The sequence below is a fragment of the Streptomyces sp. NBC_01244 genome (genome assembly GCF_035987325.1).
Lineage (GTDB): Bacteria > Actinomycetota > Actinomycetes > Streptomycetales > Streptomycetaceae > Streptomyces.
The window spans coordinates 1,775,068-1,790,613 of sequence record NZ_CP108488.1 but is presented as its reverse complement, the minus strand read 5'-3'; the positions used below and the strand labels follow the sequence as shown (position 1 = coordinate 1,790,613).

General features: G+C 73.5%; 13 protein-coding genes. 6 read left to right on the top strand and 7 right to left on the bottom strand.

Going from position 1 to position 15,546, the window contains the following annotated elements; translation table 11 throughout:
- Positions 1-14: 14 nt before the first annotated feature.
- On the top strand, positions 15-551 hold the full coding sequence (locus OG247_RS07735; RefSeq protein WP_327251540.1) for an NADPH-dependent FMN reductase: 537 nt from the start codon (positions 15-17) through the stop codon (positions 549-551).
- On the opposite strand, the gene OG247_RS07730 is transcribed toward OG247_RS07735, so the two are convergent.
- Both OG247_RS07730 and OG247_RS07725 read right to left on the bottom strand, forming a co-directional pair.
- Complete coding sequence (locus tag OG247_RS07730; RefSeq protein WP_327251539.1) at positions 548-2,554, bottom strand: RNA polymerase sigma factor; 2,007 nt, start codon at positions 2,552-2,554, stop codon at positions 548-550. The two genes, OG247_RS07735 and OG247_RS07730, sit on opposite strands and share 4 nt — an antisense overlap.
- A 3-nt stretch (positions 2,555-2,557) precedes the next feature.
- Positions 2,558-2,881: a YciI family protein gene (locus OG247_RS07725; protein ID WP_327251538.1), complete on the bottom strand. Its 324-nt coding sequence runs from the start codon at positions 2,879-2,881 to the stop codon at positions 2,558-2,560.
- Between the two features lie 164 nt (positions 2,882-3,045).
- Here OG247_RS07725 and OG247_RS07720 point away from each other — a divergent pair, with 164 nt between their 5' ends.
- The 5 genes from OG247_RS07720 to OG247_RS07700 all read left to right on the top strand — a co-directional run bounded on the left by OG247_RS07720 (position 3,046) and on the right by OG247_RS07700 (position 7,001).
- The gene (locus OG247_RS07720) at positions 3,046-3,732 is read left to right on the top strand and encodes a DUF998 domain-containing protein (protein ID WP_327251537.1); all 687 of its coding nucleotides are present in this window, start codon (positions 3,046-3,048) and stop codon (positions 3,730-3,732) included.
- 207 nt (positions 3,733-3,939) lie between these two features.
- The gene (locus OG247_RS07715; protein ID WP_327251536.1) at positions 3,940-4,536 is read left to right on the top strand and encodes a hypothetical protein; all 597 of its coding nucleotides are present in this window, start codon (positions 3,940-3,942) and stop codon (positions 4,534-4,536) included.
- A gap of 133 nt (positions 4,537-4,669) precedes the next feature.
- Positions 4,670-5,155, top strand: a complete 486-nt coding sequence (locus OG247_RS07710) for a hypothetical protein (protein ID WP_327251535.1) — start codon at positions 4,670-4,672, stop codon at positions 5,153-5,155.
- A gap of 133 nt (positions 5,156-5,288) precedes the next feature.
- Positions 5,289-5,849: a hypothetical protein gene (locus tag OG247_RS07705; RefSeq protein WP_327251534.1), complete on the top strand. Its 561-nt coding sequence runs from the start codon at positions 5,289-5,291 to the stop codon at positions 5,847-5,849.
- A 129-nt stretch (positions 5,850-5,978) separates the two neighbouring features.
- On the top strand, positions 5,979-7,001 hold the full coding sequence (locus OG247_RS07700; protein ID WP_327251533.1) for a serine/threonine-protein kinase: 1,023 nt from the start codon (positions 5,979-5,981) through the stop codon (positions 6,999-7,001).
- Here the strand turns inward: OG247_RS07700 and OG247_RS07695 are convergent.
- The 5 genes from OG247_RS07695 to dacB form a co-directional block, all read right to left on the bottom strand.
- The gene (locus tag OG247_RS07695) at positions 6,952-7,191 is read right to left on the bottom strand and encodes a response regulator transcription factor (RefSeq protein ID WP_327251532.1); all 240 of its coding nucleotides are present in this window, start codon (positions 7,189-7,191) and stop codon (positions 6,952-6,954) included. The genes OG247_RS07700 and OG247_RS07695 overlap by 50 nt on opposite strands.
- Positions 7,192-7,395: 204 nt before the next feature.
- Positions 7,396-9,864, bottom strand: a complete 2,469-nt coding sequence (locus tag OG247_RS07690; RefSeq protein WP_327251531.1) for a SpoIIE family protein phosphatase — start codon at positions 9,862-9,864, stop codon at positions 7,396-7,398.
- Positions 9,865-9,946: 82 nt separating this feature from the next.
- The gene (locus OG247_RS07685) at positions 9,947-10,657 is read right to left on the bottom strand and encodes a 4'-phosphopantetheinyl transferase family protein (protein WP_327251530.1); all 711 of its coding nucleotides are present in this window, start codon (positions 10,655-10,657) and stop codon (positions 9,947-9,949) included.
- The gene (locus OG247_RS07680) at positions 10,632-13,604 is read right to left on the bottom strand and encodes a type I polyketide synthase (RefSeq protein ID WP_327251529.1); all 2,973 of its coding nucleotides are present in this window, start codon (positions 13,602-13,604) and stop codon (positions 10,632-10,634) included. The genes OG247_RS07685 and OG247_RS07680 overlap by 26 nt, the downstream gene beginning before the upstream one ends.
- A gap of 135 nt (positions 13,605-13,739) precedes the next feature.
- Complete coding sequence (gene dacB / locus OG247_RS07675; protein WP_327251528.1) at positions 13,740-15,377, bottom strand: D-alanyl-D-alanine carboxypeptidase/D-alanyl-D-alanine endopeptidase; 1,638 nt, start codon at positions 15,375-15,377, stop codon at positions 13,740-13,742.
- Positions 15,378-15,546 lie beyond the last annotated feature (169 nt).

The window sequence follows — 15,546 nt, the reverse complement described above, 5'->3', positions numbered from 1 at the left end:
ATACATTGGGGCACATGCCTACGCTGCCTCTGATCCTCTTGCTGTCGGGAAGCCTGCGGGCCGGCTCCTCCAACGAGACCGTCCTGCGCACCGCGCAAGCGGCGGCTCCCTCCCGGCTGCGGACCGTCCTCTACGAGGGGCTGGCGGACCTTCCGCACTTCAACCCCGACGAAGACACGGAACCGCTGCCGGGTCCCGTGGCCTCCCTGCGCGCCGCGATCGCCGAGGCGGCCGGGGTGCTGATCTGTACCCCGGAGTACGCCGGCACCCTGCCCGGTTCCTTCAAGAACCTGCTCGACTGGACGGTCGGCGGCACCGAGATCTGCGACAAGCCCGTCGCCTGGGTGAACGCGGCGGCCCCGGGGCGCGGCCAGGGCGCGGAGGCCACCCTGCGGACCGTGCTCGGCTATACCGGCGCGGACATCAGGGACGCGGCCTGCGTTCGGATCCCCGTCGACCGGGGGTCGGTCGGCGCCGACGGGACCATCGTCGACGAAGCCGTCCGCGCACGGCTCGGGGAGGTCCTCACCCTGTTGGCGTCCGAGGGCTAGGGAGTGTCTTCGGCCGGTCGCAGAGCGGGTTTGAGGCGGCGCAGGGTGTAGCCCTCGCGGGCCGGGTCCAGGGGTCTGGTGGTCTCCTTGAAGAGGTGCTCGGCGCGCTCGTAGGACAGACGGCGCCGGCCCGTGTCCGGGCAGAGGTCGGCCGGGCCGGGGGTGCGGGCCGGTCCGGGACGCCGCTCGGAGAGGAACACCGGGCCCCGGGTGCGCCCGGCCAGCAGCAGGGGCAGGAGCCGGGCCGTACCGGAGCGCCAGCTCACCCACGCGCGGCCCGCGCGGGCCCGGCGGTCCTCCAGGTCCAGGTCCTCCACGTTCAGGGACAGGACGGCCTTCACCCCCGCCCCCGACTCGTGCAGGAGCCGCCACAACGTCCGCTCCCGCAGGGGCACTTCGGGGTCGCTCCAGAGCGCGTCGAGCTGTACGGGGCCCAGGGCGGAGCCCCGGGGGAGGGGCTCGGCGCGTCGCTCCAGCCCTGCCGCGAGCCCGTCCACGCCGGCCCAGGCGCCGAAGGAGCGTACGGCCGAGCGGTGCCGGTTCCAGGTCCTGGCCGCCGCAGCGCCCCAGGCGGCCGAGCACACCCGTGTCACCTCCCCGGACGTCAGGCCGGACAGCGGCGTGTCGTCGCCGAGGTCCAGGCGCAGCCGCCGCAGGGTCTGCCCGTACGAGCGGACCGTCGCCGCGTCCAGCTCCGCCCGGCCCAGGAAGCCCTCCGCGGCCCGGCCGAGGGTCTGACCCGGTGCCGGATCGGCCGGGCCGCCGGTGGAGGGGACCTCTTCCGCGCGCCGGCGCAGGAAGGCGCGCTCGGCGGCGTTCTTGGCCAGGGCCTCCGCCCGGAGGAACTCCAGCCGCGCCTCCGGGCCGCGGTCCAGGCGCAGCAGCAGGTCTCCCCGGACACTGGGGAGGAGGTGGTAGTCGCGGAGCACGGGATCGGCGACCAGGTAGTCCACCAGGTCGAGGCCGGCCTGCGGCCCGTGGGCCATCCCGAGCGCCACCGCCCGGTTGAGCTGGACCACCGCCGTCGGCAGCAGCCGCGCCAAGGCCCCGTACAGGGTCGCGATCTGCGCCCAGTCGGTCTCCTCGGCGGTGCGTGCCTGTGCGTGGCACACGGCGATCGCCGCTTGCAGCATGTACGGGCCGGGGGCCCCGCCTGCCTCCCGCGCCCGCAGCATCGCGGTGAATCCGCGGCGTACGAGCAGCTGGTCCCAGCGCCCCCGGTTCTGCTCGTGGAGCTGGACGGGCTCGCCCGAGGGCCCGGTGCGCGCCGCCGAACGGGAGGCCTGGATCTCCATCAGCGCGACCAGGGCGTGGACCTCGGCCTCCCGGGGCGCCAGCTCGGCCAGCAGCCGGCCCAGCCGGAGCGCTTCCAGGCAGAGTCCGGGCCGCATCAGATCGTCGCCGGAGGTGGCCGAGTAGCCCTCGTTGAAGATCAGGTAGATGACCTCCAGCACCGAGGACAGCCGCTCGGGCAGCTCCGTCTCCTCCGGCAGGTCGAAGGGCACGCGGTGCTCGGCCAGCGTGCGCTTGGCCGCGGCGATCCGACGGGTGACGGCGGTCGCCGTGACGAGGAAGGCCCGCGCGATCTCCTCGGCCGTCAGGCCGCCCAGCAGCCGGAGGGTGAGGGCCGCACGGGCCTCGGCCGGCAGCACGGGGTGGCAGGAGAGGAACATCAGCCGCAGGACGTCGTCCTGTTCGGGCTCCTGGTCCTCCCGGTGCTCCCGTTTCTCCTCCAGCTGGTGGGCGAGCTGCTCCTGCTTTTCCGTCAGCATCCGGGAGCGCCGGATGTGGTCGACCGCCCGGCGTTTGGCCGTGGTCGTCAGCCAGGCGCCGGGGTTGTCCGGGACCCCGGCGACCGGCCACTGTTCGAGCGCGGCGACGAGCGCGTCCTGGGCCAGTTCCTCGGCCAGGCCGACATCGCGCACCAGACGCGTGAGCGTGGCGATGATCCTGGCCGATTCGAGCTTCCAGACCGCGTCGATCGTCCGCGAGGTGTCCGGCACGGGTCAGGGGCCGAAGACCTGCTGGACCACGCTCTCTCCGTCACCGACGATCCTGCGGAAGCGGCGGGCCAGCTCGATGGCCTCTTCCCTGGAGCGGACCTCGATCAGCGCGAAACCGGCCACGGCCTCCTTGGCCTCGGCGAAGGGCCCGTCCGTCACGGTGATCTCCTCGCCGGAGGAGGCCACCAGGATGCCGCCCGGTTCCAGGCCGCCCGTGGCCAGCAGTACGCCGGCCGCCGTCAGCTCTTCGATGAACCTGCCCATTTCCGCGTACAGCCGCTCGTCGGGGGCGGCGTCGGAAGGCTTCGTCGTCATCAGGTAGCGCATGGGGACTCCCTCGTCTCGTGGTGCGGAGCTGCTGCCCGTACCTGCCTACACGTCGAACCGGCCATGTGACAGGGAACGCGCGCATTCCCTGTCAATTTTCGGGTTCGACGTATCGGCGAGAACCGAACGAGAGCCGCCCACGACGAACCCGAGAGGTACCTGCCATGAGCACCCGGACCCCCACCGCCACCGCTTCCGCCCCCGCCCCCGCCACCATCTCCTCCTCCTCCGCCACCACCCGCTCCCTGCTCACCTGCGCGGTCGTGGCCTCCCCGCTGTGGGCGGTCGTCTCCCTGACCCAGGCCGCGAGCCGCCAGGGCTTCGACATCACCCGCCACCCGCTGAGCGCGCTGAGCAACGGAAGCCTCGGCTGGCTCCAGATCACCAACTTCCTGCTCGCCGGAACCCTGCTCGCCATCGGGGCGACCGGCCTGCGCCGGGCCCTGCGCGGCACCCCCGGATCCACCTGGGCGCCACGGCTGGTCCGGATCGCCGGCATCGGCATGATCGCCGCGGGAGCCTTCGTCATGGACCCGGTCGACGGCTTCCCCCTGGGCGCCCCCTCCGTGGAGACCGCCACGCTCACCTGGCACAGCTACGCCCACTTCGCCGCCGGGTCGATCACCTTCACCTCGCTGATCGCCGCCTGCTACGTCTTGGGCCGGCACTTCGGCCGCGCCGGGAACCGCCGGTACGCGATCGCCTCCCGGGTCGCCGGTACCGCCCTCCTGATCGGCAACGGCTGGGCGATGACCGGCGGCCCGGCCGGCACCCTGACGCTGGCCGTCGGAGCCGTCACGGCCCTGCTCTGGGTCTCCGTGGTCGCGTACCGCAGCCGCCGCGGCCTCTGACCCCGCAGGCCTCTCCGGCTTTTAACCGGTGATTCGGAGGGTGTCAAGTCCCGAGTTTCCGGAACATGACCCGGATGTACCGGCCGGGGCTTACTAGAGGCACAAGGGAAGCGGCAAACGGAAAGCCTCTCCGAGGAACTCCTCCTCTTCCCGAAATCACCTCACCGTCCCGAATATCCCGGGTACGCAAGCCAATAGGAGAAGGCCATGAACCGTAAGACTCTCACCAACAACACCGCCCGCACCAACCGCCGTGGATTCCGCATCGCGACGCTGGTCGCATCGGCCGCCATGATCTCGGGAGGGGTCCTCATTCCGGCCTCCATGGCGACGGCGGCTCCGGCTCCGGCCCATGTGGCCACCGCCCTCCCGGCCGCCGGTGGCGCCGGAGGGGACGGCGGGGAAGGCGGCGGCGGCCTCATCGGCGGCGGTGGCGGCTCCGGCGGCTCCGGCGGGGGCAGCGTTCTCGGTACCGGCGGTGCCGGCGGCAACGGAGGCAAGGGCGGCGACGGCGTCCTCTCCGGTGGCGGCGGCGGTGGCGGTGGCGGCGGTGGCGAAGGCGTCATCGGCGGCAAGGGCGGCAACGGTGGCGGTGGCGGCAGCGGCCTCTTCGGCGGCAGCGGCGGCAACGCCGGCAACGGCGGCGACGGCACCCTGATCGGCGGCAACGGCGGTAAGGGTGGCGGTGGCGGCTTCGGCGTCTTCGAGGGCGGCAAGGGCGGCAAGGGCGGCAAGGGCGGCTTCGGTGGCCTGTTCGGCGGCCTCGGCGGCGGTGGCGGCGCCGGAGGCGGCAGCATCTTCTAATCGCTGACTCCTCACCGCGCTCGACGGGGGTGGAGGCCCGCAGGGCCTCCACCCCACCCCACCCGCTTCACCCCACCTGCTTCACCCCCCTTCCCATCAGCGACATCCGTGCTCACGGAAACGGAGAACCCCCATGTTCACGAGCCCCTGGCAGCGTCCGCTCATCCTGGCGGCGGCCTCCCTGGCTTTCGTCACCGGTACGGCGTGCGCCGCGCAAGCTGCGCAGTCCCACACCCCCGCAAGCTCCGTTTCCTCGATCATGACCGGATCGCCCGCCCACTGCGGGTTCGGCGGTGAAGGCGGCGAGGGCGGCGAGGGCGGCGAAGGCGGCAAGGGCGGGCAGCCCGGCAAGCCCGGTGAGCCCGGCAAGCCCGGCCGCGCCGGCTGCTTCCGGTTCGACGACCTGCCGGACAAGCCCAAGGCGGAGCTGACGATGGTGGACAAGGTGCGCATCGTGGTGACCCTGGTGGCCGACGACTCCGACGAAATGAAGGAGAAGATCGCCAAGAAGTACAAGATCTCGACCGAGCAGCTCGACACCTGGAAGAAGAGCTACGAGGACGGCGACTGGCTCGCCCTGATGGGAAGCAGCAACCCCTTCTCCCCCCTCTCCACCTGACATACGGGCCCGACCGGCCGGTGGCCGGCCGGGCCTTTTCCCGTCCGAATTCCCGACACCGTTTCCGGTATCGATTTCAACCATCAACCCATCAGTCCATCAACCATCACCATCAATCGGCAAGGAGAATCCCATGCGTACGCGTTCCTGGAAGTTCCGTATAGGTCTTGTCATCTCGTCGACGTTGATCGGTGCCGGTGCGATGGCGCCCGCGGCCATGGCGGCTCCGGCGTCGACGGCCACCGTCACGACGGTCGCGGCGTCCAGCGGCTGGCAGGACGGTGGTGACAGCAGACCCGGCACGAGCCGCCTCGCCGGCAAGGTCAAAGTGGGCAACGGCAGCGTCCGCGTCGGTGACAAGGTGTGCGCCGGCAACTGCAACGGAACGGTGAACGGGACCAACGGCGGCAACGGCGGCATCTGCGCCGGACTCTGCAACGGCAGCGCCAACGGAGGCACCGGCACCCAGGGCCGGCCGTCCGGCGAAGGTTCGACGGGCGGCAACGGCGGAATCTGCGCCGGAGTCTGCGGCGGCAGCGTCAACGGAGGCACCGGCGGCAAGGGCGGCAACGCGTCCCCCGGCGGTGACGGCGGCAAGGGCGGCAAGGGCGGCACCGGCGGCATCTGCATAGGCGTCGGCTGCGAAAGCAGTGGCCGTGGCGGCAACGGCGGGGCCGGCGGCGACGACGACTGACCGCCGGGCCGACCAACCGCCGGGCCGGGGGACCGGCCCGGGCACGGCACATCCCCTGTGGGGCGAGCACCGCTCGCCCCACAGGCGTGCGTGTGGATCACTGGATAGACTTTCCGAGGGAGGCGCCTGATGGGCACGGCAGCGAACCAGGGCCTTTATACGGGCCGGGCCTCCGGCCTGATCGGCAGGCAGATCGCCGGCTACCGGATCGAGCGCATCATCGGCCGGGGCGGCATGGCCGTCGTCTACCAGGCGAAGGACCTGCGCCTGGACCGTACGGTCGCGCTCAAGCTGATCGCCCCGGAGCGCGTCCGGGACGAGGTCTTCCGGCGCCGCTTCGCCCACGAATCCCGGGTCGCCGCGAGGATCGACCACCCGCACATCGTGCCCGTGTTCGAAGCCGGGGAGACCGACGGGGTCCTCTACATCGCCATGCGGTACGTCGCCGGGATGGACCTGCGAGCCCTGCTGGACCGTGAGGGACCGCTGCCCGTCCCGACGGCGCTGCGCATCGCCGCCCAGGTGGCATCGGCGCTCGACGCCGCCCACGAGCACGATCTCGTGCACCGGGACGTCAAGCCCGCCAACATCCTGGTCGCCGCGGGCACCGACAGCGACCACCCCGAGCACGTCTACCTCACGGACTTCGGCCTGACGAAGAAGTCGCTGGCGCTCACCGGCTTCACCACGGCGGGGGAGTTCGTCGGCACGGTCGACTACATGGCGCCGGAGCAGATCTCCGGGCGCCCGGTCGACGGCAGGTGCGATGTCTACAGCCTCGGCTGTGTCGTCTACGAGTCCCTCGCGGGCGGGCCGCCCTTCGTCCGGGACGATGCTCCGGCGCTGCTGTGGGCGCACCAATACGACAAGCCGCCTCCCCTGTCGGAGAAGCGGCCCGATATCGCGCCGGCGGCCGGCGCCGTACTGGAGAAGGCTCTGGCGAAGATCCCGGAGGACCGCTACGACTCCTGCCTGGAATTCGTGGCGGCGCTGCGTGCCGCGACCACCACCGCGGCGGCCCGGCGAACAGGTGCGCCGCCCCCCGGGGATCCGGAGAGCGGCGAGCCGCCGCGGGAGCCCCCGAACTGGGCGCGGCCGGTGTTCACAGACCCAGGGAGATCGCCAGGCGGGTCATCTCCGCCGTGGTGTTGATGCCCAGCTTGGCCCGGATGCGGCGCAGGTAGGCGTCGACCGTGTGCTTGGAGAGTCCCATGGAGCGGGCCGTCTGCACGTAGGTGCACCCGGCGGCGATGTGGCGCAGGGCCTCCTGCTCACGCGGGGCGAGGACGGCTGCGGGGGCCTCGGTGGCTTCGGGGTGCGGCGCGACGAGTGTGAGGCTCATGGGACTTCCTCCGGCACTTCGGCTCGTTCATCACGGCTGCTCGCACCTTTGGAAGCAGAGGACATGTCCACGAATGTGAATGTATGTCCGTGTTAAAGAGCCTGTCGGTGGGAGTTCATCACCCTGTCCGTCGTCTGTCACGAGCGTGTCACAGGGGAGGGCAGAAGGTCCTCGGAAGGGCCGCCGAAAGTCCTGAGAAGGTCCTCAGATCCCGGCGAGGGACTGCTCGGCCCAGATGGTCTTGCCGAAGAGGGTGTGCCGGGTCCCCCAGCGCTGGGTGAGCTGCGCGACCAGCAGCAGGCCGCGCCCTCCCTCGTCGAAGATCCGGGCACGGCGCATGTGCGGGGCGGTACCGCTCGCGTCCGAGACCTCGCAGATCAGCGTCGTGCCCTCGTGGATCAGCCGCAGCTGGACCGGCGCCTCGCCGTAGCGGATGGCGTTGGTGACCAGCTCGCTGACCACGAGCTCGGTGACGAAGGCGGCCTCGTCGAGCCCCCAGACGGTCAGCTGGTCGGTGGCGCTGCGCCGGGCCTGCGCGACGAAGGAGGGGTCGGAGGGCAGGTCCCAGACGGCGACCTTGTCGGTGTGCAGGGCCCGGGTCCGGGCGACGAGCAGGGCCACGTCGTCATCGGGACGGTGGGTCAGCAGAGCCGTCAGCACCCGGTCGCAGACGGTGTCCAGAGTGGAGGCGGGCCGGACCAGGGCCGCGAGCATGCTGTCCAGGGCCTCGTCGACGTCGTGGTCCCGGGCCTGCAGGAGGCCGTCGGTGTAGAGCGCGAGGAGGCTGCCCTCGGGAAGTTCGACCTCGATGGTCTCGAAGGGCAGGCCCCCCAGGCCCAGCGGCGGCCCCGCCGGGACGTCGAGGAGGTACGCGGAGCCCTCGGGGGAGACCACGGCGGGCGGCGGATGGCCGGCCCGGGCGGCCGTGCACCGACGGGTCACCGGGTCGTACACCACGTACAGGCAGGTGGTGCCGATCCCGCCGGAGGATTCCTGACCCGCCTCGTCCGCCGACAAGTGGATGATCAGGTCGTCGAGGTGGGTGAGCAGCTCGTCGGGCGGCAGGTCGACGTCGGCCAGCGTGCGTACCGCCGTGCGCAGCCTGCCCATGGTGGCGGTGGCGCGCATGCCGTGGCCGACGACATCGCCCACGACCAGGGCCACCCGGGCTCCGGACAGCGGGATCACGTCGAACCAGTCGCCGCCCACACCCGCCTCGCCGCCGGCGGGCAGATAGCGGGAGGCGATCTCCAGCGCCGACTGCACGGGCATCGTGTGCGGGAGCAGGCTGCGCTGCAGCGTCATGGTGCTGGTGTGCTCCCGGGCGGTCCCGCGCGCCCGGTGGATGGACGTGGCCGCTCGGGCCGTGAGCTCCTCGGCCAGCCGCAGGTCCTCCGGGTCGAAGGGCTCGCGCTGCTGATGACGGCTGAAGACGGCCAGGCCGACGGTGACCCCGCCGTCGCGCAGCGGCACGAGCATCATCGAATGGGTCCCGTACTCGCCGATCCAGCCGGCCCCGGGATCCTGTGCCACCCACCGGGCGACGGCCGGGTCGGCGGTCCCGTACACGGCGCCCCGCCCTGCGGCCAGACACTCCACGGGGGGCGACAGTGCGGGGTAGAGGGTCGTCTCACCGACCGCGAACCGGGACTCGTGACTCCCGCCGAGGACGGACCGTACGGCGCTACGGGACACCGTGAGCGCCCCCGTCCCGGGACTCCGGGACGGGGCCTCGCCGCGCGGTGAAGGCTCCAGCAGGTCGACGAGCGCGAAGTCGGCGAGCCGGGGGACGGCCGCGTCGGCCAGTTCCTGCGCGGTGCGGGCACTGTCCGGGGTTGGGGCGATGCGGGCTCCGGCCAGGGTCGGCGGAAGCGGCTTGCGCGGCGCGGTGTCACCCGTGGCCCTGTCGTGTGCGGTCAGGTACACGGCCCGTACCCGGCCGTCCGGGCCCGGTACGGGAGCCAGCGTCGTCGCCCAGCCGGACGCCGCGCCCGCACCGGGCGGCCGGACGAAGCCGTCCACGGACTGCGGCTCACCCGTCTCCAGTACGCGGCGCATCCCGCGCTCGGTCTCCTCGCTCACCGGGTCGGGGGCGATCTCCGACAGGCGCAGTCCGCGCATCTCGGCCTCCGTGAGGGCGAGCACGCGGTGCATGCCCGCGTTCGCCCGCACCAGCCGCAGGTCCTCGTCGAAGACCGCCAGGACGCAGGGGGAGCGGTCGAAGGCCCATTCGCCCAGGGGCCCGTTCCAGGACGCGTCCGGCGCGCCCGCCACGGCGGACACCAGGAACCACTCGGCCGTCCCGCCGTCGGCCGTCCTGCGGTGCGCGAGGAGTCCCGTGTCCAAGCGGCGGCCGTCCCGGTGGCGCAGCGGCACGGTACCGCTCCACCGCTCCCGCTCGGGTGCGACCGGCCGCGCCGAAGTGCCCGTAGCGCCGGATCCACCGTGTTCGCCGGATCCGCCGTGTTCGCCGTGCCGGTCCGCGAGCAGGTCCGCGGCGGGCAGGCCCACGACCTCCGAAGGGACGTAGCCGAGCAGCCGGCGGGCTTCCTCGCTCCACCCGGTCACGATGCCCTGCTCGCTGACGGTGGCGGTGGCCGTGTACGCCGCCCCCGGGGAGGCGTGCGTCGTCCCGGCCGGCCGCTCACCGGGAGGGGTGGGAAGTTGCTCCATCGCCGCTCATCTCGCCTTCGCTGGCCAGGGGCTCCACTGACAAGCATGAGACGGCGCGGCAAGGAGCACCAACGCAGTGCCGTCACGTGCCCGGGTGCGCCAGGACGACGGCCAGGACCGCGTCCGCCGCCCGCCACACCACCGCGCGCCGCCGCCCGCCGAGGAGGGGCGGCCGCAGGCGCAGGATCTCCACGCGGAGCGGAGCGGCGCCGAAGATCCCGCTGCGGTCGGCCTTGACCGCCGCCTCCTTCAGGGCCCAGGCGGCGGCCAGGAACTCGGGCCGGTCGGTACCGGCGAGGGAGAGCTCCCCGGGGGAGAGCACGCGGTCCGCCACCCGGCGCACCGCCTCGGCCGAGGCGGTCTCGCACAGGTCCACTCCGACCGGTTGCGGTGCGAGGGCCGCGGCGACGTGCCCGGCGGTGTGGCTGATGGAGAGCCGCAGGTCCGGCTGCGGGCTGCCGCCGACCAGGACGTACGGGCTGCCGTCCGCGCGGGGCAGGACCTCCACCTCCCGTTCCGGAGCGCCGACGGCCTCGCGGACCAGCCGCTTGGCGAGCAGTCGGCCCGCGGTCCACTCGGCCTGCCGCCAGGCCGGCAGCGCATGGACCACGCGCAGCTCGGCGGGGGAGAGGAAGGGGGACCGGTCGAGATCGCCGCGCCGGGCCACGAGGAGCACGGCGCCACCCCAGCGGTGGACGTGACCCGGTGCGATCGGCGGGAAGGCGTCGGCGTGCACGGTGCGCATCACGGCGGCGGCCCGAGGGGGCTCAGGCGGCCCGGGCCGCGTCGACATCGGCGTCCTGACCGGAGCGCGGCGCGGCCTTCCCCTTGGCGGGGGCGGGGGCGGCGGCCGCGCGAGGGGCAGGGGCCGGAGCCGCCGGGACCGCGAGGGGTGCGGCGAGGCGCAGGGCCGCGGGGCCCGGTACGGCGGGCGGGGCGGGTGCGGGCCCGTTCGCGGGGCGGCGGGTCGTGACCCGGTAGGACTGCACCTCGAGCTTGGCCACCGGCAGGTCCAGCAGTCGGCGCTCCTGCGCGGGGACCAGGGCACGCGGGTCGACCGGGGCGCCCAGGACCGCGAGCCGGGCGAGGGCCAGGACGAAGGTGCGTCCGTCGTCCGGCACCTCCCCGGTGACGGGGATGACGTGGACGTCGCCGTGGCCGGTGAGGTTGCGGCGGACCGAGGTGAGGAGCGAGGTCCCGCCGGCCACCTGGAGGAAGACGCGGGCCCCCTGGTCGTAGGCGGTGCGGACGGCGTCGTCGAAGAGGACCGGTGCGGACGCGTGCCGGGTCCACAGCTCGCGCAGCCGGCCGGGGTCGGTACAGACCTCGGCGTTCACGGACGAGACGAACGCTACGGCGGGGCTGCTGATGCGACGGGCGGCGAGGCCCGAGCGCACGGCCTCCTCGGCGCGGGCCAGCCGCGGGGTGTGGAAGGCGTTGGCCACGTCGAGCGCCGCCGTGACGATCCCGGCTTCCGCGCAGGCCTCGCGCAAGGCGGCGAGACCTTCCGGCGTGCCGCTGACCACGACCTGCCGCGGCTGGTTGAAGCAGGCGAGCCACACGTCGTCGATGCCGTCGACGAGCCGGCGGCAGGTCTCCTTGTCGGTCTGCACGGCGAGCATCCCGCCCCGGAGCCCGGACCCGGCCCGCCGCAGGGCCGCGCCCCGGTGCACCAGCAGCCGGACGGCGTCCACGTGGGTCAGGGCACCGGCCGCCGCGGCGGCCGCGAACTCGCCGGTGCTGTGGCCCAGGGCGAGGTCGGGGGTGATCCCGCAGTCGGCGAGGACCCGGGTGGCGGCGATCTGGACGGTGCCGAGCAGCGGCTGGCACACCTCGGTGGCGGCGAGCATGCGCCCGAGCTCCCCGTTGTCCACGGGGGACGGCCGGGACGCCTGAGGCGTCTGGGATGCCCGGGACACCTGGGGTGCCTGGGGCGCGGAGGCCTCGCCGTACAGCAGGTCGGCCAGGTCGAAGCCGAGGTCGGCCCGGGCCACGGCGCTGAGTACGCAGACGGCCGAGCGGTAGGCGGGGAACCTCTCGTAGAGGTCCCGCATCATGCCCGGCCGCTGGCTGCCCTGGCCGGGGTAGAGGAAGGCGGTGCGGCGGCGCGCGGTCGGCAGCGGGGCATCGGCGGCGAAGGCGCCGTCGCCGAGGTCGCCCCGGGCTCCGGCGAGGAGCTGCTCACGGGCGTGCCGCAGGCGCCGCAGGAATCCCGCCGTGTCGGTGGCCACGATCGCGAGCCGGGCCGGCAGCGGCGCCCGCGCCCCTAGGGTGTGGGCCACGGCCGCCAGCGGCGTACGGTCCGCCGCGTCGAGTACGTCGAGAACCTCGCCGATGTGCTGGTCCAGCAGCTCGGGGTTTCCTGCCGAGAGGAAGACGAGCTGGGACCGGGTGACCTCGGTGCCATGGTCGGCTCGGGCGCTCTCGGTGGCGGCTGCGCGGTGCGCAGGCCGTCGGGGGACCGGGTCGGGGCGCTCCTCGAGCACCACGTGGACGTCGGTGCCGCCGAAGCCGAACGAGCTGACGGCGGCACGGCGCGGAGTGCCGCCTCCCGGAAAGGGCCGCGGCGTGTCGGCGAAGCGCAGGCCGGCGGCGGAGATGCCCAGGTCGGGGTGGGGGGTGGTGGCCGGCTGCGGCACGATCGTGCGGTGGTGGACGACCAGGGCCGTCTTGATCAGGCCCGCGATGCCCGCCGCGGCCAGGGAGTGCCCGATCAGGGCCTTGCCCGAGGCGAGGTAGCACAGGGCCGGGTCGTCGTCGGGGTATTCGGTGCGCAGTCGGCGCAGGGCCTCGGCCTCGGCACGGTCCTCGGCCGCGGTGCCGGTGCCGTGGGCCTCGACGAAGCCCACGGAGGACGGGGCGACCCCGGCGTCCTCGTAGGCCCGGCGCATGGCGCGGAGCCGGCTGTCGGAGGCGGGTTGCAGGGGTCCGGGGGAGGCGCCGTCGTTGGCCGAGCCGATGCCCTTGATCACCGCGTAGACGCGGTCGCCGGCGGCGAGGGCGTCGGCGAGGGGCCGTATGACGACGACACCGGCGCCTTCGCCCAGGACGAAGCCGTCGGCCTCCGCGTCGAACGGGCGGCACACCCCGGCGGCGGACAGGGCACGGAGTCGGGAGAAGCCGACCAGGCTGTCGGGGGTGAGATTGAGGTGCACGCCGCCGACGAGGGCGATCCGGCAGGTGCCCTGACGCAGGTGCGCCATCGCCTGGTCGAGGGCGACCAGCGAGCCGGAACAGGCGCTGCCGACGGCGAGGGCGGGCCCGCCCAGGTCGAACTGGCGGCTGACGGTGCCGGACGCCGTGTCGAGCAGGCTCCCGGGCAGGTCTGCGGGGTCCGCGAAGAAGACCCCGGTGTTCTCCCGGTCGAAGTCGCCGCGGCCCATCCCCGCGTCGTCGAGGGCCTCGCGGCTGACATCGAGCAGCAGCCGGTGCTGTGGGTCCATGGCCCGCGCGCGGGCGCGCGGCACCCCGTGGTGCAGGGCGTCGAAGCGGTCCACGGAGTCCAGGAAGGCCACCTGGTCCGTATAGGCGGTATGGGCGGTATGGGGGGCGTGGGGGGCGTGGGAGGCATGGGGGGCCGACCGCTCGCCGGGGGCGTGGAAGGTCTCGTGGTTCCAGCGTTCCCCGGGCACGGCGGCGAACTGCCGTGCCCCGCCCAGCAAGAGGTTCCAGTAGCCGAGGACGTCGGGAGCGCCGGGAAAGCGGCAGCCGAGTCCGATGATGGCGATGTCAGCAGTCATGGCGGGTCTGCCTTCGGTCCGGATGGCGTCGCTCCCGCTGTGCGCGGGACGGTCGCTTTCCACCGTGCCCGGAGGCGGTGCGGGGCCGTAGACCCGGCTATTCGTTACTTGACAGGTGCCCGCTCGAGTGCGCGCTCAGGTGCCGTGTGCGCCCTCCTGGAGGTGAGCGGCGATCATGGCGACGTCGTTGGCGATGTCGAGGATGCCGCTCGGGTCGGTCGTCGGGGTCGAGGCGCCGGTGACGCCCGCGTAGAAGACGTCGAAACGGCCGTCGCCCTTGTCCAGGTAGCCGGCGATGGTGATGGCGCCGATGCCCAGGCGGTCGTTCAGGGCGTCCAGCCCGACGGCTGCCCCGGTCTTGGCGAACACCTTGCCGCGCGCCGGGCAGTCGCGGCAGTTCTCGGCCAGCAGCCCGTCGACCCCGAGGATCGGCAGGGCCTCGCGGAAGCGGCGCGCCTCGGGGGAGCGAAGCCAGTACGTCAGCATCTGGATCTCCGCCTGCGGCGTGGACCGGTCGACGGGGTTGCCGCCCCGTCCGTCCAGGAGCTGCACCTGCGCACGGTCGACCTCGGCCTCGTCCAGGAAGGAGGCCAGGACGGGGAAGCCGTCCATGCACGCGTGGCTGCCCGTGGTGACCGCCATCAGGCACATGCCGAGGTTGGCGCCCAGGTTGTGGCTCACCTTGAGGATGAGCTTGGCGTAGTCGGCGAAGGGCGGCGAGGTGTACGCGGCCACCCGCGCCCGGCCCTCGTAGCCGGCGGGCAGCCGGTCCACGGGGTTCCCGCCCACCGGATCCGCGGTCACGTCCACCCCGGCCCGTTCGAGGGCCTCGATCAGCGCGGTCCGGCCGAAGGCCGCCGGGTCGGTGATGGGGGAGACCTTCAGCACGGGTGCGGCGCCCGCCGCGATCGTGCCGGACAGCCTGATCCGGGTGCCGTTGTCCGAGGTCGTGACCGTGATGGCGGTCGGCTTGCCCGCCGCCACCGTCTTCACCGTCGAAGTGACCCGGTACGGGGCGACCTTCGGCCGCCAGTCCAGCCGGGCGGGAGCGTCGGCGCGGTCCCCGGGGGTGGTCGTCAGGTCGATGAGGTTGTCGTTGACGATCAGCGGGGTCGGGGTGGGGACGAGGACCGGTTCGGGCTGGAACAGCCGGTCGTCGACGATCACGTTCCCGTCGACGCGGGTGATGCCGGAGTCGCGCACCTGGCGCGCGAGGAGGTCGATGCCGGCGAGCGGGTTCTGCGGGGTGAGCGTGGCACCGGGAACGTCGTCGGCGTAGGTGTGGTCGAGGTCGGTGAAGGCGACCGTACCGTCGGGGCGGGTCCTGCCGCCCATGGTCAGATCGCCTTGGGCGACGAGGGCGAGATCGCCGGTCAGGGTCGCGCCGCGCCGCTCGCCGACCGCGTAGAGCGGTGTCACGAAGCGGTGGTCGGGACCGAGGGCGTGCCAGGCGCCGGAGACGCTGAACAGCTTGGCGGTGGACCCGGGGATGAAGAGCTGGTCGGGGAACCGGCTGTGGACGGTCCGTCCGGTGTCCGGGTCGACCTGGAGGAGACCCCACTGGGCGTTGCGGTAACCCGGCTTCCGCATGATCTCCGTGATGCGGGGGTCGAGCGGGTCGGAGCCACCGCGGTCGGAGGGCGTGGGTGTGGGCGTGGGCGCCGGTGGTGTCGCCCCGGCGGCCGTGCCCGCGGTCAGGACCACGAGCAGGAGGGCCGCGCATCCGGCGGCCATGCGCCGCCGCAGGGGCCGGGGGTGCGTTCCTCGTGGCACGGCGGGCCCCGTTCGTCCGGGCGGCGGGCTCCGCAGGCGTCACCCGGTCGCGTGTACCCGGTACCCCGTAGGCGGTACGCAGGGTTCAGCCAGCGTGGCACGGCCGCATCCGGCACGCACCTCGCCCGGGCACCACCGCCCACGGCAGGTGCGGTCCCGGAGCGGCGGC